16 protein-coding genes and 1 tRNA gene are annotated in these 17,493 nt (G+C 39.8%); 11 read left to right on the forward strand and 6 right to left on the reverse strand.

Going from position 1 to position 17,493, the window contains the following annotated elements; all coding sequences use genetic code 11:
• Positions 1-4 precede the first annotated feature (4 nt).
• The 6 genes from mnmE to rpmH all read right to left on the reverse strand — a co-directional run bounded on the left by mnmE (position 5) and on the right by rpmH (position 4,310).
• The gene (gene mnmE / locus ARA78_RS08655) at positions 5-1,384 is read right to left on the reverse strand and encodes a tRNA uridine-5-carboxymethylaminomethyl(34) synthesis GTPase MnmE (protein ID WP_022217388.1); all 1,380 of its coding nucleotides are present in this window, start codon (positions 1,382-1,384) and stop codon (positions 5-7) included.
• A gap of 183 nt (positions 1,385-1,567) precedes the next feature.
• Positions 1,568-2,194 (reverse strand): RNA-binding cell elongation regulator Jag/EloR, encoded by a 627-nt coding sequence (gene jag / locus ARA78_RS08660; protein ID WP_022217387.1) that lies wholly within the window; start codon positions 2,192-2,194, stop codon positions 1,568-1,570.
• Positions 2,194-3,528, reverse strand: a complete 1,335-nt coding sequence (locus tag ARA78_RS08665; protein ID WP_022217386.1) for a YidC/Oxa1 family membrane protein insertase — start codon at positions 3,526-3,528, stop codon at positions 2,194-2,196. The genes jag and ARA78_RS08665 overlap by 1 nt, the downstream gene beginning before the upstream one ends.
• 11 nt (positions 3,529-3,539) lie before the next feature.
• Positions 3,540-3,752 (reverse strand): membrane protein insertion efficiency factor YidD, encoded by a 213-nt coding sequence (yidD, locus tag ARA78_RS13660; protein ID WP_022217385.1) that lies wholly within the window; start codon positions 3,750-3,752, stop codon positions 3,540-3,542.
• Between the two features lie 4 nt (positions 3,753-3,756).
• A complete protein-coding gene (gene rnpA, locus ARA78_RS08670; protein ID WP_022217384.1) occupies positions 3,757-4,098 on the reverse strand; it encodes a ribonuclease P protein component in 342 nt (113 codons plus the stop codon).
• 77 nt (positions 4,099-4,175) lie between these two features.
• Complete coding sequence (gene rpmH, locus ARA78_RS08675; protein ID WP_004852723.1) at positions 4,176-4,310, reverse strand: 50S ribosomal protein L34; 135 nt, start codon at positions 4,308-4,310, stop codon at positions 4,176-4,178.
• Between the two features lie 671 nt (positions 4,311-4,981).
• Between rpmH and dnaA the strand changes: the two genes are divergently transcribed.
• The 11 genes from dnaA (at position 4,982) to ARA78_RS08730 (ending at position 17,471) form a co-directional block, all read left to right on the forward strand.
• Complete coding sequence (dnaA, locus tag ARA78_RS08680; protein ID WP_022217383.1) at positions 4,982-6,349, forward strand: chromosomal replication initiator protein DnaA; 1,368 nt, start codon at positions 4,982-4,984, stop codon at positions 6,347-6,349.
• 398 nt (positions 6,350-6,747) lie between these two features.
• A complete protein-coding gene (gene dnaN, locus ARA78_RS08685; RefSeq protein WP_022217382.1) occupies positions 6,748-7,854 on the forward strand; it encodes a DNA polymerase III subunit beta in 1,107 nt (368 codons plus the stop codon).
• A 14-nt stretch (positions 7,855-7,868) separates the two neighbouring features.
• Positions 7,869-8,078: an RNA-binding S4 domain-containing protein gene (locus ARA78_RS08690; protein WP_015534430.1), complete on the forward strand. Its 210-nt coding sequence runs from the start codon at positions 7,869-7,871 to the stop codon at positions 8,076-8,078.
• 32 nt (positions 8,079-8,110) lie between these two features.
• Positions 8,111-9,211: a DNA replication/repair protein RecF gene (recF, locus tag ARA78_RS08695; protein ID WP_055222370.1), complete on the forward strand. Its 1,101-nt coding sequence runs from the start codon at positions 8,111-8,113 to the stop codon at positions 9,209-9,211.
• 2 nt (positions 9,212-9,213) lie between these two features.
• On the forward strand, positions 9,214-11,133 hold the full coding sequence (gyrB, locus tag ARA78_RS08700; RefSeq protein ID WP_015534431.1) for a DNA topoisomerase (ATP-hydrolyzing) subunit B: 1,920 nt from the start codon (positions 9,214-9,216) through the stop codon (positions 11,131-11,133).
• Between the two features lie 60 nt (positions 11,134-11,193).
• Entirely contained in the window at positions 11,194-13,752 is a 2,559-nt protein-coding gene (gene gyrA, locus ARA78_RS08705) for a DNA gyrase subunit A (RefSeq protein ID WP_022217380.1), read from the forward strand.
• A 117-nt stretch (positions 13,753-13,869) separates the two neighbouring features.
• The gene (locus ARA78_RS14105; protein WP_207641797.1) at positions 13,870-14,253 is read left to right on the forward strand and encodes a hypothetical protein; all 384 of its coding nucleotides are present in this window, start codon (positions 13,870-13,872) and stop codon (positions 14,251-14,253) included.
• A gap of 28 nt (positions 14,254-14,281) precedes the next feature.
• On the forward strand, positions 14,282-15,124 hold the full coding sequence (locus ARA78_RS08715; protein ID WP_015534434.1) for a fumarate hydratase: 843 nt from the start codon (positions 14,282-14,284) through the stop codon (positions 15,122-15,124).
• Between the two features lie 18 nt (positions 15,125-15,142).
• Positions 15,143-15,739, forward strand: a complete 597-nt coding sequence (locus ARA78_RS08720; RefSeq protein WP_015534435.1) for a Fe-S-containing hydro-lyase — start codon at positions 15,143-15,145, stop codon at positions 15,737-15,739.
• Between the two features lie 192 nt (positions 15,740-15,931).
• Positions 15,932-17,200, forward strand: a complete 1,269-nt coding sequence (locus ARA78_RS08725; RefSeq protein WP_055280379.1) for a fibronectin type III domain-containing protein — start codon at positions 15,932-15,934, stop codon at positions 17,198-17,200.
• Between the two features lie 183 nt (positions 17,201-17,383).
• Positions 17,384-17,471: transfer RNA gene (locus ARA78_RS08730), tRNA-Ser, on the forward strand.
• Positions 17,472-17,493 lie beyond the last annotated feature (22 nt).

Raw genomic sequence — 17,493 nt, forward strand, 5'->3', positions numbered from 1 at the left:
CAATCTATTTTCCCATACAGAATTCCTTAAATATCTTATCAGCCAGATCATCTCTGGCAGTTTCACCTATTATCAAACCGAGATGTTCATACGCATCCATGAGATCAATGGAGAAAAAGTCTTCCTCCATTCCCATATCTATGCTTTCTTTAACCTTTAACAGTGCATTTTTGGTGCACACAAGTTCATTTTTGTGCCGGGTATTAGTGATATAAAGCTGATCATTATATGTCAGTGTACCCTCAAAAAACATCCTGTTCAGAAGCTCATACAATTCTTCACTGCCATCACCGGTCAGTGCTGACAACTGAATTATATCTGCATCTATATATTTCTTAATATTCGATTCGTCTATCTTCTTTTCCAGATCAGATTTGTTGAGTATCACAACAACATTCTTATCCTGTATTCTGGACATGATCCTGTGATCGTTCTCATCCAGGTCAATTGAACTGTCTACCACATAGAGCACAAGATCAGCTTTATCCACAGACTCTAATGCCTTATCCACACCTATCTTCTCAACTACATCATCTGTATCTCTTATTCCCGCAGTGTCAACTATGTTCAGAGTTATACCTCTTACATTTATCACTTCACTGAGCGTATCCCTGGTTGTGCCGGCCATATCTGTTACAATCGCCCTTTCTTCGCCCACAAACATATTCATCAGCGAAGACTTACCCGCATTCGGTTTACCAACAATAACCGTATTTATTCCCTCAGACAACACTTTTCCATTGTCAAATGTTGTCAAAAGGTTATCCACACTATCTACAAGGTTATCCACAATTATTTCTAACTTTTGTGGAAAACCATCCAGACTGTAGTGTTCAGGATCATCCAAAGCAGATTCAATAAACGCCACATTGTACAGAATCTGTTCTCTCATATCAATGATCTTATCCCTAAGTCTTCCCTGAAGCTGCTCCACAGACGTTCTGGCTGCAAAGTCATTCTTTGCATTTATTATATCCATGACGGATTCTGCCTGTGACAGATCTATCCTTCCACCGAGGAATGCTCTCTTTGTAAATTCTCCAGGTTCGGCTGCCCTTGCACCACATTTTATTACCAGATCAAGTATCTTTCGGAGAACTACTATACCTCCGTGACACTGAAGTTCACACACATCCTCACATGTGTACGTATGGGGAGCCTTCATGACCAGAAGTATAGCCTCATCTATCATTCTGTCATCCTCATACACACCACCAAATGCAGCAGTGTAAGATTTCATATTTACCGCTTTTTTGTTTTTATTTGCAGCGCGGAACAACATGTCTGTTATCTCACATGCCCTGTCTCCGCTGATCCTTATTATTCCAACTCCGGCATTACTCATACCGGTGGTTATAGCTGCAATGGTATCTTCCTTGAACATATCTGTCTTACACTTTTCCTTTCACCGTGATTAAACAACCTATCTATGTAGTGTACAACATTACCAATTCATTTTCCATATAAAAAGACTAAACTGCAACAAAAAAGAGACCATTTTCTCAAATGATCTCTTTCCTGTCACCATAAAATATTGCGATGATCTTTACACGCATCAGCGTGACTATTATTTCTTCTTGAGATATACAATAACCTTACGATATGGCTCCTCGCCCTCGCTTCTGGTTGCTACATACTTGTCGTTCTGAAGAGTAGCATGGATTATTCTTCTCTCATAAGGATTCATTGGCTCAAGAGCAAATGATCTCTTTGATCTCTTAACCTTGAATGCTATATTCTTGGCAAGATTCTCAAGTGTCTCTTTTCTTCTTGCTCTGTAGTTCTCTGTATCGAGCTTAACTCTGATACGTGACTCGCTCTTCTTATTGATAGCAAGTGTTATAATATACTGAAGAGCATCTAGAGTCTGTCCACGCTTTCCAATCAAAATTCCCATCTCTGGTCCCTCAAGATTGATAGACAGAACATTCTCTTCCTCATCAAAATCCATCTGGATCTCTGTCTGGATATCCATAGCCTTGAACAGGCTGTCAAGGTACTCCTTAACATCGTCCAGGAATGTCTTCTTTTTTCTTGCCTTTATGATACAAGGCTTTGAACCTATACCAAGAAATCCCTTTGTCTCTTCGCTGATAACTTCATACTCAAGATCTGTACTAGGGACTCCAAGTTCAACACTGGCCTGCATAAGGGCTTCATCTTTGGTCTTACCTTTGAATTCTAAGAATTCCATTATTTATTTCCTCCCTTATCGTTGCTATTGTTCTGGTACTTAAGCATTATATTCGCCTTAGCTCCTATACTGCCTGGTTTATAGTTTACATTTTCTCTGCGGGTTACATCATCACTGTCAACATTCACTGAATGTGCAGGATTAACATAACTCTTAAGTCTTGAAGAAGCCATCTTATTTATATTCTCTGACTGACTGTTCTCTGTTGGAACGTTACCATTCTGAGCATCCATCATTCTCTCATAGAAAGATTTCTTGTCAGGGTTCTTCTTCTTTGCCTGCTTCTTGGCAGCCTTCTCGGCACATTTTGCAAGCAGCTCATCCTTGTCCTGATGATTATAATAAGCATCAACTATAAGCTGAGATATTATCATAATAACAGAACCAACTATCCAGTAAAGACCGATAGCTATAGGAAGAGTTATACAGAATATAAGTGACATGATAGGCATGTAGTACATCATACCCTTCATCATGTTGTTGGCTGTCTGCTGATTGCTATCCATGTTGTTATTCTGTGATGACTTCATGGATATCTTTGTCTGTAAGAACTGCAGGAGAGCAGAAACGATAGGAACCACCAAAGCTATTGAAAGCTTCCATCCCGGTGCATCTGCAATATTCAGTCCAAACAGGAACTGATTCATGTTGTGGAACTGGTCAACATAGCTTGTGAGAGTAGCATTGCCTGCAAGATCAAGATTACTTATCAATTTATCCCAGTCGCTCTTGGCAAACTTGTCAAGAACATCAATGATCTGGTTTCTTGTAGGATCATCTCCCATCTGCTTAAGAGCCATTGTCACAGTGCTGACCTTTGACTCTCCGGCTACATCACTTATAGCTTTGATATAATCAGTCTTTGTACTCAATATGTCCACGATCTCGCTGTACTTCTTGGTCATTGAAGGAACATACGCAGGTATGTTCTGGATAACCCTGTACAGACCATAGAATATAGGCAGCTGTATAAGCGAAGTCAGACATCCTGATGCCATGCTGACACCATATTTTTTCTGGATCTTCTGAGTTTCCTGCTGCTGCTTCATCATTGAGTCCTGATCAGTCTTGCCTTTATATTTCTTTGTTGCCTTGGCAATTTCAGGCTGGATGAAACTCATGATCTTGGTAGATCTCTGCTGTTTGAAATATAATGGGAACAGTGCACCTCTCAGTACAAATGTGAACAATATAACACACACGCTTAAATTGACATATGTGATTCCCATATGATTTCCGATAAATCCAACGAACATATATATCCAGTTGAATATCTTACCGAGAACCCAACAAACTGGTCCGAGTATCATACCATCTTCTCTAGTTAGAAACATAATTTTCTCCTTTATGGAACTGGATCATATCCTCCTTTTGAAAAAGGATTGCATCTAAGTATCCTCCATACTGCAAGGAGACCACCTTTTAAAACTCCATACTTTTCGATAGCCTCAATTGCATACTGCGAACAAGTAGGAAAATACTTGCAGGTAGCATGTCCCTTAAGCGGTGACAAATACTTCCTGTAAAATTTGATTAAACCAATAAATATTTTTTTCATTTTTTTACCCTATGTGGCTTATCTTCTTTAACCCACACAAATGCATCAAAGCACTCTCAATGTCCTGACATTTCTTGTCCTTTGATGACGGTCTGGCTACTATCACTATGTCATAGCCAACATCAATATTTGCTCTGTTTAATCGGTAAGCTTCTCTAATCAATCTGGTTACCCTGTGTCTTACCACACTGTTACCAACTTTCTTACTAACAGAGATTCCGAGTCTGTTGTAATCCAAGCCGTTGCTTCTCAGATACATAACTAAATATTTATTGGCTACCGAATTCTTTGTGCTGTACACACTGCCAAACTCTCTGCTGTTTTTTAATGTAATCATCTTACTCATTGTGTAACCACCGAAACTTTGATTATTAGAAAAACTGTTGCTGTGACCCTATAAAAAAAGGTCACAACCATGTGACCTTACGCTGATAATTTCTTTCTTCCCTTAGCTCTTCTAGCGGCCAGTACCTTTCTGCCATTAGCAGTACTCATTCTCTTTCTAAAGCCATGAACCTTAGATCTCTGTCTCTTCTTAGGCTGGAATGTCATCTTCATTACAAAACACCTCCTTCTTTACAAATTTACTTGCCTATTATAAATAAATAGGTAATGTGAGTCAAGCCTTTTTTGCCGTTTTTCCTATATTTTATAAGGATTTCAGCCACTATTTGATAAAGGTGACGAATCGTTCTGGATTAATTAGGTGGATACATTAATATTAATCACAAAATGTTGTGGTTTCATAGATTAATCACATTTTTGTAAGCATTTAATTTTTGTTACCAGTCGCTTTACATAATGTTATCCACAATTTGTTGGTAACTTGTTGATAACTTTTTACTTTTGTGGGTTTAATTCTAAAAAACCCAGTATTTATCGCTGTTTGTGATGTTCACAAATATAAAACAGTCATTTTTTTATATTTACATAAGTTTGAAAATAATAATTATTATGAAACTTATGTAACAAAGTTATCAACATTCCATGTGGATTATACACAAATAAGATTTTTTATTAACTTTTTCATTTTTTGCCCCTTATTCTCGTTTATTTTGATTTTACCCCCAAATACGTGTACCTAACCGTATAAGCATGTAAAATCAAAATAAAGGCAATTTATCTTGTTTTTGACCTTAATATGCTTGAAATAGGGGTGCATTTATTATAAAATGTAATAGTGTTATTAATAATAGGAAGAATTATTTTTTTGAGGAAGGTTTTTTACGATGAAGGACTTAATATTAGCCAAGTGGAATGACATTTTGAATATACTTGAAAATGAACATGGAATTTCCCATATCATGATCCATACATGGATCGAACCTCTCAAGATATATTCAGTTGAGGATAACAAGGTCTATTTCACTCTGGACGAGGATTACGGACAGAGAGGCGTAGAATTTCTCAAGAGAAAATTATTTGATATATATCTTGAAACAGTTCTCAGAGAGCTCTTTCAGGACGATTCAATTCAGGTTATATTCACACTCGAGAGTCAGATGAGAAAGGATGAAAAGTCCCCTACATATTCAGAGGACTACAACGATGCCATTGCCAAGAGCAATCTCAGACCTGACTACACATTTGAGAACTTTATTGTTGGTGAGAGTAACAAGCACGCTCACGCAACATGTCTGGCAGTTGCCGATTCACCTGGACAGGACAAGTTCAATCCGCTTTTCCTGTATGGAGGATCAGGACTGGGCAAGACTCATCTTATGCAGTCCATAGCCCACTATATACTCCAGCACAATAGTAATATGAAGGTTCTCTATGTGCCATCGAACAAATTCACGAATGAGATCATAGAAGCAATCTCCAAGAATAAAACTGAAGAATTCAGAAACAAATACAGAACAGTGGATGTTCTTCTGATCGATGATATCCAGTACCTGATCGGTAAGGCAAGTACGCAGCAGGAATTTTTTGACACCTTCAACGCTCTTCATGACGAAGGTAAGCAGATAATCCTGTCGTCGGATAAGCCACCAAAGGAGATTAAGACTCTGGATGAGAGATTCAGATCAAGATTTGAGTGGGGTGTTCCTATCGACATCCACGCTCCTGATTACGAGACACGTATGGCTATCCTCAAGAACAAGGCTGAGATAAAGGGACTTACCGATATCATCAGCGAGGAGATATTTGAGTATATCGCCAACAATATAACCTACAACGTACGTGAGCTTGAGGGTGCGCTCAACAAGCTCAGCGTATATTCAGAGCTCGGAGATATCAAGATCACTGAGGAACTTGCCAAGAACGTCCTCAAGGATTTCATATCCAAGGATTCCAAGGTTACCATAACACCTGAGCTCATTATCAACACTGTTTCAGAGCACACTAATATATCAGTCAGTGACATCGTATCCACGAAGAGAAGCCAGGATATAGCCACTGCCCGTCAGATATCCATGTACCTGTGCAGAAAGTACACGGACAAGGGGCTGAAGAGTATAGGAGATGCATTTGGAGGAAAGGATCACTCCACCGTGCACAGCAATATACAGAAGGTTGAAGATAAGATTGAGAAGGATCCGGAATTTGCTGAGATGGTTGACGTCATAATCAAGAAGCTTAATCCACAAAAATAGCAAGTTATCCACATTTTTATATTATAAACTCACTTATTTGTTTATAACCTTACAAACATAACGTGATTGTATATTGTTATTTGATGTTTGTTACATGTTGTTATGTGTTTGAGAATTGTTCTTACTCCTGATGAACAGGATTTTGCCATGTTGGTAAATGGTCAGTTTATGAACAGATTAAAATTGATTAGTAACATGGACACATAATTCTCAAAGCCTTGATTTGTAAGGGCTTGATACACTTTCAACATTATCAAAAGCACTACTACTGATACTACTAATTATCTTAATATATTTATAGTTAAACGCTCGCACTGTTTGTTGTTATTTGAAGTTATACACACATATCATATTTTGATGATCATTATATTTGGACATGAAAGGAGATCACACTTAAAATGAAAATTTCCATAAGAAAATCTAACTTACTTCAGGGTATAAATATCGTATCAAAGGCTGTCTCCAACAAGACGACCCATCCGATACTGTCTTGTATCCTGGTTGAAGCTGCAGGCGGTGTTATTAAGCTCACAGCTAATGACATGGAGATAGGAATAGAAAGTTATGTTGACGGTACTGTTATAGAGGACGGAAAGGTTGCACTCGAGGCAAAGCTTTTCTCAGATTTCATAAGAAAGCTTCCTGACAGTGACATAACTATAGAGAGTGATAAGGACAGCAAGACACTTATCAAGTGTGAGAGACTTGAGTTCAACATACCTGGAAAGTCAGGAGAGGATTTCTCCAATCTTCCTGTTGTATCAAAGGATAAGTTCATAACCATATCTCAGTTTGCGCTGAGAGAGGTTATCAATCAGACAATATTCTCTATATCAGATAATGAGAACAATAAGCTTATGACCGGTGAGTTATTTGAGGTATCAAACAATAAGCTCAGCGTGGTTTCTCTGGATGGACACAGAATATCCATCAGATATATAGAGCTCAAGGGAGATAATTCAGACATTAAGGTTGTAGTTCCAGGAAAATCCCTCAGCGACATAAGTAAGATCATGAACGGTGGAGTTGATGATCCTGTAAATATTTATTTCACTGACAACAATATATTATTTGAGTTTGACAATACAAAGGTTGTTTCAAGACTGATAGAGGGCGAGTATTTCAGAATAAGCCATATGCTCTCAGTTGATTATCAGATCAAGATGAAGATAAACAAGAGAGAGTTCCTTGACAGTTTGGACAGAGCAACTCTTCTTATAAAGGATTCAGACAAGAAGCCTATCAGACTCAGTATTGATGACAGAACTCTCGGTCTCAAGATCAGTTCTCTCATCGGTTCTCTGAATGAGGAGATAGATATCGAGAAGGAAGGTAACAATCTTGTCATTGGATTTAATCCAAAGCTTATAATAGATGCACTCAGAGTAATTGACGATGAGAATGTAACTATTTATTTCAACAATACAAAATCTCCATGTGTTATCAAGGATGATGCAGAGACATATATCTACCTTATCCTTCCTATGGGAATCAACGAAGAGTAAGAAGGGGTGAGAATATGGAGATAATCAAGTTAAGAGATGAGTTCATAAAGCTTGGACAGGCGCTTAAGGCTGCCGGTCTGGTGGAGTCAGGAGTTGACGCAAAGGAGGTCATAGTTCAGGGACTGGTTGTGGTTAACGGTGAGATAGAGACCAGACGTGGAAGAAAGCTTTATGATGGTGATGAAGTAGAATTTGATGGTGATAAGATAAGTATTCAGAAATAATTGTGGTCGCCATCTTGCAGATGGTGAAGGTTATGTATATAGAGTCGATAGAGCTGAGTAATTACAGAAATTACAGTAATGTGAAAGTAGAATTTGGAAAAAATACGAATATCCTGTACGGCGATAACGCCCAGGGCAAGACAAATATACTTGAATCCATATACATGGCAGCGACTACGAAGTCACACAGAAAAAATACGCAGGATAAAGATATCATAAAGATAGGTGAAGATGAGAGCCATATAAGATTATTTGTCAACAAGAAAGACATATCGCACAAGATAGATATGCATCTTCGAAAGAGCAAAAATAAGGGAGTGGCGATCGATGGCATACCCATAAGGAGGGCCACGGAATTATATGGTCTTCTCAATGTCATATTCTTTTCACCTGAAGATCTGACTATCATTAAAAATGGACCAGCCGAGAGGAGAAGGTTCATGGATCTTGAATTGTGTCAGATAAGCAGATTGTATTATCAGAATCTGGCATCATATAACAGGATACTCAATCAGCGAAATAATCTGTTAAAGCAGATTTATCATAACAGAAGTCTCATAGATACACTGGATGTGTGGAATATGCAGCTTGTGGACTATGGGTCGAGGATAATAAAAGAGAGAAGAAATTTTATCGACATGATGAATGAGATAATTGGGGAGATCCACAGTCATCTCACATCGGGCAAGGAAAAGCTAGAGATAGTGTATGAGTGCAATGTCGATGAAGATAAATTCGATGAGACACTTCAGGAAAAGACTGAGATGGATATCAGATATTCAAGTACACAATCTGGTCCACACAGAGATGATATAAGTTTTCTCATAAATGGAATAGACGCTAGAAAATATGGTTCACAGGGACAGCAGAGAACAGTTGCCCTGTCACTCAAGATGGCGGAGATAAAACTTGTAAAAAGGATAATCAATGATAATCCGATATTGCTTCTGGACGATGTCATGAGCGAGCTGGACACCAGCAGACGTGATGCATTGATAGAAGAGATAAAAGATATACAGACTATCATAACCTGTACGGGATATGATGATTTTGTTAAAGAGCAGGTAATAATCAACAATGTTTATAGAGTGGTAGAGGGAACGGCCACCAGAGTAAGAACGGAGGAAGCATGACAATGGAAAATGATAATTATGGAGCTGAACAGATACAGGTTCTGGAGGGACTGGAAGCAGTCAGAAAGAGACCTGGTATGTACATAGGAAGTACATCCTCCACTGGACTTCACCATCTTGTATACGAGATAGTTGATAATTCTGTAGATGAGGCTCTGGCAGGATATTGTACCCACATTCAGGTGTATATAAATGAGGATAACTCCATCACCGTAGTGGATGATGGACGAGGAATTCCTGTTGGAATACATAAAAAGCAGGGAATACCTGCTGTTGAGGTGGTATTTACCATACTTCATGCCGGCGGAAAGTTCGGCGGTGGAGGATATAAGGTATCCGGAGGACTTCACGGTGTTGGAGCATCAGTTGTAAATGCACTTTCAACATGGCTTGAAGTCGAGATTACCAGAGATGGCAAGGTGTACAAGCAGAGATATGAGAAGGGCAAGGTTATGTACAAGCTTCAGGTTATAGGTGAAGCACCTGAGGGAGTATCAGGAACAAAGGTTACATTCCTGCCGGATCATACAATATTTGAAGATAACATATACGATTACGATATACTGAGAAACAGACTTCGTGAGATGGCATTTCTTACAAAGGGCCTGAAGATAAGTCTTACAGATAAGAGACTTATTCCTGAGAAGGTAAGATCATTCCACTATGAGGGTGGTATAAAGGAGTTTGTAACATATCTGAACAGACACAGAGATCCTCTGTACAATGAGGTAATCTACTGTGAGGGAGTCAGAGATGGAATAAGTGTTGAGGTGGCACTTCAGCACAATGATTCATACAATGAATCCACATACAGCTTTGTAAATAACATCAACACACCTGAGGGTGGAACACATCTGACAGGATTTAAGTCAGCCATAACAAAGGTGTTCAATGATTATGCAAGAAAGAATAATATTATCAAGGAGAAGGATGACAATCTCTCGGGTGATGATCTGAGAGAGGGACTTGCAGCCATTGTATCTATCAAGATAAGTGATCCTCAGTTCGAGGGTCAGACAAAGCAGAAGCTTGGTAATTCAGAGGCAAGACCTGCAGTTGAGAGTGTTGTAACTGAGCAGCTTACATATTATCTTGAGCAGAATCCGCAGATTGCTAAGATAATTGTGAATAAAGCGGCTGTTGCACAGAGAGCCAGAATAGCTGCAAGAAAGGCAAGGGATGTTGCAAGAAAGGCAAATCTTTCAGACAACATGGCACTTCCTGGAAAGCTTGCGGATTGTTCAGACAAGGATCCAAAGAACTGTGAGATCTACATAGTCGAGGGAGATTCCGCCGGTGGTTCAGCTAAGACAGCGAGATCAAGAGCAACACAGGCCATACTTCCACTCAGAGGTAAGATCCTTAATGTTGAGAAGGCAAGAATAGACAGAATCCTTGGAAATGAAGAGATCAAAGCCATGATCACCGCATTTGGAACAGGTATCCATGAGAACTTCAATATAGAGAAGCTTAGATATAACAAGATCATCATCATGACCGATGCCGATGTGGATGGAGCTCATATAGCAACTCTTCTCCTCACATTCTTCTACAGATTCATGCCTGATCTTATTAGAAAGGGACATGTATATCTGGCACAGCCACCACTTTACAAGCTGGAGAAGAACAAGAAGGTATGGTATGCGTACAGTGATGATGAGCTGAACAGTATACTTGATGAAGTCGGAAGAGATCAGAACAACAAGATACAGCGATACAAGGGACTTGGAGAGATGGATGCAGAACAGCTCTGGGAGACAACCATGGATCCAGAAAAACGAATTCTTCTCAGAGTGGCAATTGATGATGACGATGAGTCAGAAATCGATATGACATTCAATGTACTCATGGGAGATAAGGTTGAACCACGTCGTGAGTTTATAGAGACAAATGCCAAGTATGTAAAGAATCTCGATATATAGTATATTGATTAAATAAATATGATAGAACATAACCAATATCGAGAGAAAGGAAATCAAAAAATGGATGACGATAAGATTTTTGATAAAATAGATGAAGTTGGTCTGAAAAAAACAATGGAGCGTTCATATATAGATTATGCCATGAGCGTTATCGCTGCCAGAGCTCTTCCTGATGTAAGAGATGGTCTTAAACCTGTTCAGCGAAGAATACTTCATTCTATGATAGAACTTAACAATGGACCTGATAAGCCACACCGTAAATGTGCCCGTATCGTCGGTGATACAATGGGTAAATATCATCCACATGGAGACAGTTCAATATACGAGGCACTTGTAAAGCTGGCTCAGGAGTGGAATACCAGATATCCACTTGTGGATGGACATGGAAACTTTGGATCGGTCGACGGTGACCATGCCGCTGCCATGCGATATACAGAGGCAAGACTTTCCAAGATATCCATGGAGATGATGGCAGATATAAACAAAGATACAGTTGATTTCACACCTAACTTTGATGGTACAGAGAAAGAACCTGTGGTACTACCATCACGTTATCCCAACCTATTGGTAAATGGTACATCAGGTATCGCAGTAGGTATGGCTACCAATATTCCACCACATAATTTAAAGGAAACTATCAATGCAGCCATAAAGATCATCGATAACAGAGTGGAAGAAGGACGTGAGACAGAGATAGATGAGATCATGGACATAGTAAAGGGTCCGGATTTTCCTACAGGCGCACAGATACTGGGCAGACAGGGAATAAACGATGCATATAGAACAGGTCGAGGCAAGATAAAAGTACGTGCAATCACAGAAATCGAAACAATGAACAACGGAAAGCACCGTATTGTTGTAACCGAACTACCATATATGGTAAATAAATCACTTCTTATAAAGAATATGGTCGATCTTGTCAAGAACAAGAGAATCGATGGAATCACAGATATAAGAGATGAGTCTTCAAGAGAGGGAATGAGAGTTGTCATTGAGCTTAGAAAGGATGTCAATGCCAACGTAATACTCAACCAGCTCTTCAAACACACACAGCTCCAGGATACATTTGGATGTATCATGCTGGCTCTGGTGGATGGAGTACCTAAGATACTCAACATCAAGGACATGCTCACATACTACCTGAAGCATCAGGAGGATGTTGTCACAAGAAGAACAAAGTATGATCTGAACAAGGCTGAGGAGAGAGCCCACATATTACAGGGTTATCTCATAGCACTGGACAACATAGATGAGGTCATCACGATCATCAGAAATTCAAAGAATGTTGGAGAGGCTAAGGCAAAGCTGATCGAAAGATTTGGACTTTCCGAGGCACAGGCCGGAGCAATCGTTGATATGAGACTCCGTGCTCTGACAGGTCTGGAAAGAGAGAAGATCGAGAACGAGTACAATGAGCTTATTGCGAAGATAGCTGAGTACAAGGAGATACTTGCAGATGAGAATAAGCTTCTTGGAGTTATCAAGACTGAGCTTGCAGCGATAGCTGACAAGTACGGTGATGAGAGAAGAACATCCATAACTGCATATTCAGATGATATAACAGATGAAGAGCTTATCAAGAGAGAAGAGATAGTTATCTCCATGACAAAGCTCGGATATATCAAGAGAATGCCAAAGGATACCTTCAAGGTACAGAACAGAGGCGGCAAGGGTATCAAGGGAATGAACACCATCGACAACGATATAATCGATGAGATATTCCTTACTAATACCCACAACTTCATAATGTTCTTCACCAATATGGGAAGAGTATACAGAATGAAGGGATACGAGATACCTGAGTCGGGACGTAATGCAAGGGGTGTTGCGATAGTCAACCTTCTTCAGCTTCTTCCTGGTGAGAAGGTAACAGCCATAATCCCTATAGCCGGATTTGACAAGAAGTATCTCATGATGGCTACAAAGAATGGTATTGTAAAGAAGACCAAGATAGAGGCATTTGAGAATATAAGAAAGACCGGTCTGGCAGCCATAACACTGAATGAGGGAGATGAACTCATAGAGGTTAAGGCAACGAGCGGTGAGAATGATGTATTTCTTGTAACTGCCAAGGGTATGTGTATCAGATTCAATGAGGAATGTGTCCGTGATACAGGACGTACATCCATGGGTGTACGTGGAATAAGATGCGACAAGGGCGATGAAGTTATAGCAATGCAGCTTGATGTTCAGGGCGACGAGATGCTCTTCGTAACCACAAAGGGTATGGGTAAGAGAACTGAACTGTCAGAATTTGCCCCTCAGATGAGAGGCGGTAAGGGTGTCAAATGTTACAGGATAACCGAGAAGACCGGTGACATCGTCAGCGCAAAGGCCGTGACAAATGACCATGACATTATGATGATGACCAATGAGGGAATCATGATCAGAATGCATTGTTCAGATATAACTGTAATAGGAAGAATAACCTCAGGTGTCAAGCTTATGAATATCGGCAAGGATGGCAACACATTTGTGGCATCTGTTGCAAAGCTTGCAAGAAGTGATGAAGATGAAGAGGCAGAGGACTCAGAGAATCCAGAATCAGCAGAAAATGAAGTATCAGAGAATGTAGAGAACGATACGGAGAATGATGCCGAGAGTAATTCAGAGGAGTAATTATAATCACAAATAAAGATAGATGTACTGTGTTGTAATATGCAAGACAGTACATCTTTTTTTATGTCCATGGATGTTTACAGATTGTGTGCAAATAGCCGTTATGATATACTTATCTTGGATTACACATTGGGAGAAAATAATCCTGAACGCAGGATTTTGAAGGTTATTATAAAGAGATTGGAATTATGGGAAAATACAACAAAATTATTGGGGGTAAAAGGCATGACGGCGAATGTGATACAGGTGGTGGCATCGGCAGCTACAACGGCTGCATCTACAGTTACAGAGGCAACAACGGAAGGAAAACTGGACAAGATATTCCAGAGTTCCGAGAAGGCGTCTGAACTTTCTTACAGTATAATGAACATCATATATATATTGGCGGCGATGATCATAGTTGTTGCGATATTTACAGTGGTGTTATACATATACAAATTCATCATGAACAGGAGAGATCCAAACTACAAAAAGAACGATGATACGTTCCTGGATGATTAAAACAAATTTATAAAATGGCGGTGAAGAGATGAGAGTTATTGCAGCAGAAGAGATTACCAGAAATGTAAGGGAGATGTGCATCGAAGCAAATGTAAATCTGTCTGAGGATATGGAGAAGGCGGTCAGGGATTCAGTAGAATCTGAGGACAGTCCACTCGGAAAGCAGATACTTGGACAGTTGTGTGAGAATCTGGATATAGCAAAGGAGAATGATATTCCTATCTGTCAGGATACGGGAATGGCTGTTTTCTTTGTGAATGTTGGACAGGATGTACATATAGAAGGAATGAACATAACTGATGCCATAAACGAAGGTGTGAGACAGGGATACACTGACGGATACCTGAGAAAATCAGTGGTAAAGGATCCTCTTATCAGAGAAAATACAAAGGATAATACCCCGGCGATTATACATTATGATATAGTTCCGGGAGATAAAATAGAGATAACTATAGCTCCAAAGGGATTTGGAAGCGAGAATATGAGCAAGGTGTACATGCTCAAGCCGGCAGATGGAGAAGAGGGCGTGAAGGCTGCTGTTCTTCAGGCTGTAAAGGATGCCGGACCAAATGCATGTCCTCCCGTATTCGTAGGTGTGGGTCTTGGAGGAGACTTTGAGCTTGCTGCGAAGCTTGCAAAGAGGGCTCTTACAAGAAAGGTAGGAGTTCACTCAGACAGAGAGCATATAGCAAGGATAGAGAGTGAGCTTCTGGAGATGATCAACAACACTGGAATAGGACCTGGCGGTCTTGGAGGAAAGACCACGGCACTGGCTGTGAACATAGAGACATATGCCACTCACATAGCCGGAATGCCATTGGCAGTTAATATGTGCTGTCATGTGAACAGACACGTTACGAGAGTATTATAGGAGGAGGTTAGGTTCATCATGGATAGACATATAAAGGCACCATTTGACAGAGAAGAGGTAAAGACCCTCAAGGCAGGGGATTATGTATATATAGATGGAATAGTGTACAGTGCCAGGGATGCCGCACACAAGAGAATGTATGATGCCATCATGGAATCAGGATGCGTGGACGCCAGTGGAACTGAGTTATACGAGAAGGGCATAGTTCCTATAGACCTTAACGGCAATGTGATATATTATCTCGGACCGACACCGGCAAAACCTGGACAGGTCATAGGCTCGGCGGGACCGACAACCAGCAGCAGAATGGACAAATACACTCCACTCATTCTCAGCAAGGGTCTGTGTGGAATGATAGGAAAGGGAAAGAGAAGCCAGGAGGTTATACAGGCAATAATAGACAACAAGGCTGTGTATCTGGCAGCCGTTGGCGGTGCAGGAGCGCTTCTCTCCAAATGTATCAAGAAATCCGAGGTGATCGCGTACGATGATCTCGGAACAGAGGCTATAAGGAAGATGACAGTGGAGAATTTCCCAGCTATTGTGGTTATAGATTCAGAGGGACACAACCTGTATGAAACAGCGGTAAAGGATTATCTTGAGCAGAATAAATAATACAGGAATAAAATAAAAAGTATACAGAATCTCAACAATGAATTAGCAAAAATGCACAAAATAATTGTTGAATATTACAGTCACAATAATGTTGACTAAAATATATTAAACTTGTAAAATTTTAATATGAGTTAGTCTCATATTAAATTAATTGTTGTATTAACAAGGAAAAGAAGAAAAAGGAGAGATTTAATGAGAAGAGAAAAAGTTTTCAACAGATCGTTATTGCTCCTTGCAATCATGTCAATCATGCTCTTTGCAATGACAATAACAGCATCGGCAGCATCAGGAAGAGCAGTAACAAATCTTCAGCAGACAGATGATACCAAGACAGGTGTCACAGTTCAGTGGAGCGGTAATTATGGAGAGGAATACTTAGTGTATTTATCCCAGGATAGATCTTCAGGATATCAGGCATTAAGTTCTTATACTTCAACATCAAATAAGAAGTATATTTACAATCTTCAGGCCGGCAGAGCATACTATGTAATAGTTCAGACATATGTCAACAAGCAGCTTGTTGGACAGTCAGATCCTCTTCAGGTCATAACAACTCCTGAGAGCGTAGATTACAAGTCAATAAAGCAGACTTCAGGCACAAAGAATAAGATCGGTTTACAGTGGAACAGAGTTTCAGGTGTAACAGGATATGTAGTTGCCAAGATCAGCGGTTCAAAGGTTGAGGCTCAGTATAATGTTACTACAAACAAGGCAACTGTACCTGCAAAGGCCGGAACACATTATAGTGGATATTATGTATATTCATATAAGAGATCAGAGTCAAACTACATAGCACTTGGTTATGGACAGTCAACAGGTACACTCTACTCAGCACCTGTTAACCCACAGTATGTTGCCGATGCAAAGGCAGGAACTCTTATATGGAGTCCAGCTAAGAGTGGAAATGTAATAACAATCGGATGGAAGGCAAATCCAAACTATGACTATCCTACAGGATATCAGGTTCAGATCTACTCTCTCAACGGAAAGACCAGATTATACACAACAAAGGCTACAACAAAGACCAGAGTTAAGATCAACAACGCAAAGGTTCGTAAGGCAATCAACAACAAGGGATTCAAGGTAAGAATCCGTGCATACAAAGAGGCAAATGGTGGTGCTAAGTGCTGGAGCGATTGGTCAGCATTCAAGACAATCATACCTCAGGCATGTGTAAAGAAGAGTAATGTAACTTCTGTAAGCAGCACTGCTGCAAAGGTTAAATGGAAGAAAGTAGCAAATACAAAGTATTATCTTGTATACTATACAAAGAATCCATACGCTTCAAATGCAAAATGGATAAAGAAAAAGGTAAGTGCTAAGAGCAGCTCTTATACAATAAGAGGTCTTAAGGCATATTCTACATTTGGAGTATATGTTATCCCTGTTGTCAAGGTAAGAGGAAAGACCTACAGAGGACAGGCTTGTGAGTATATAAGATGCAGTTACTACTATAGATAAGATAGTAAGAAACATCTACAAAACGATAAGAGGGCGGATACAAAAAAGTATCCGCCTTTTTGTCGATTTTTGGCTTATTATTTTCTTGTAAAAACTCCTTGACATTCACTGCCAGGTTTGGTATTATAAACAAGCGTCAAAAATTAAATACTCTTTGGTAGGAGATTTTTATTTAGGCATTTTGCAGAAGTACTCAAGTGGCTGAAGAGGCGCCCCTGCTAAGGGTGTAGGCCGTTTGCGCGGCGCGAGGGTTCAAATCCCTCCTTCTGCGTTTCCTTTTTGGAGATGCTTAT

The sequence above is a fragment of the Coprococcus eutactus genome, assembly GCF_001404675.1.
GTDB classification, from domain to species: domain Bacteria; phylum Bacillota; class Clostridia; order Lachnospirales; family Lachnospiraceae; genus Coprococcus; species Coprococcus aceti.

What these genes read in the sequence shown, in the direction of transcription:
- mnmE (WP_022217388.1), bottom strand. Translation starts at nt 1,384, where the DNA reads ATGTTCAAGGAAGATACCATTGCAGCTATAACCACCGGTATGAGTAAT.
- jag (WP_022217387.1), bottom strand. Translation starts at nt 2,194, where the DNA reads ATGGAATTCTTAGAATTCAAAGGTAAGACCAAAGATGAAGCCCTTATG.
- ARA78_RS08665 (WP_022217386.1), bottom strand. Translation starts at nt 3,528, where the DNA reads ATGTTTCTAACTAGAGAAGATGGTATGATACTCGGACCAGTTTGTTGG.
- yidD (WP_022217385.1), bottom strand. Translation starts at nt 3,752, where the DNA reads ATGAAAAAAATATTTATTGGTTTAATCAAATTTTACAGGAAGTATTTG.
- rnpA (WP_022217384.1), bottom strand. Translation starts at nt 4,098, where the DNA reads ATGAGTAAGATGATTACATTAAAAAACAGCAGAGAGTTTGGCAGTGTG.
- rpmH (WP_004852723.1), bottom strand. Translation starts at nt 4,310, where the DNA reads ATGAAGATGACATTCCAGCCTAAGAAGAGACAGAGATCTAAGGTTCAT.
- dnaA (WP_022217383.1), top strand. Translation starts at nt 4,982, where the DNA reads ATGAAGGACTTAATATTAGCCAAGTGGAATGACATTTTGAATATACTT.
- dnaN (WP_022217382.1), top strand. Translation starts at nt 6,748, where the DNA reads ATGAAAATTTCCATAAGAAAATCTAACTTACTTCAGGGTATAAATATC.
- ARA78_RS08690 (WP_015534430.1), top strand. Translation starts at nt 7,869, where the DNA reads ATGGAGATAATCAAGTTAAGAGATGAGTTCATAAAGCTTGGACAGGCG.
- recF (WP_055222370.1), top strand. Translation starts at nt 8,111, where the DNA reads ATGTATATAGAGTCGATAGAGCTGAGTAATTACAGAAATTACAGTAAT.
- gyrB (WP_015534431.1), top strand. Translation starts at nt 9,214, where the DNA reads ATGGAAAATGATAATTATGGAGCTGAACAGATACAGGTTCTGGAGGGA.
- gyrA (WP_022217380.1), top strand. Translation starts at nt 11,194, where the DNA reads ATGGATGACGATAAGATTTTTGATAAAATAGATGAAGTTGGTCTGAAA.
- ARA78_RS08715 (WP_015534434.1), top strand. Translation starts at nt 14,282, where the DNA reads ATGAGAGTTATTGCAGCAGAAGAGATTACCAGAAATGTAAGGGAGATG.
- ARA78_RS08720 (WP_015534435.1), top strand. Translation starts at nt 15,143, where the DNA reads ATGGATAGACATATAAAGGCACCATTTGACAGAGAAGAGGTAAAGACC.
- ARA78_RS08725 (WP_055280379.1), top strand. Translation starts at nt 15,932, where the DNA reads ATGAGAAGAGAAAAAGTTTTCAACAGATCGTTATTGCTCCTTGCAATC.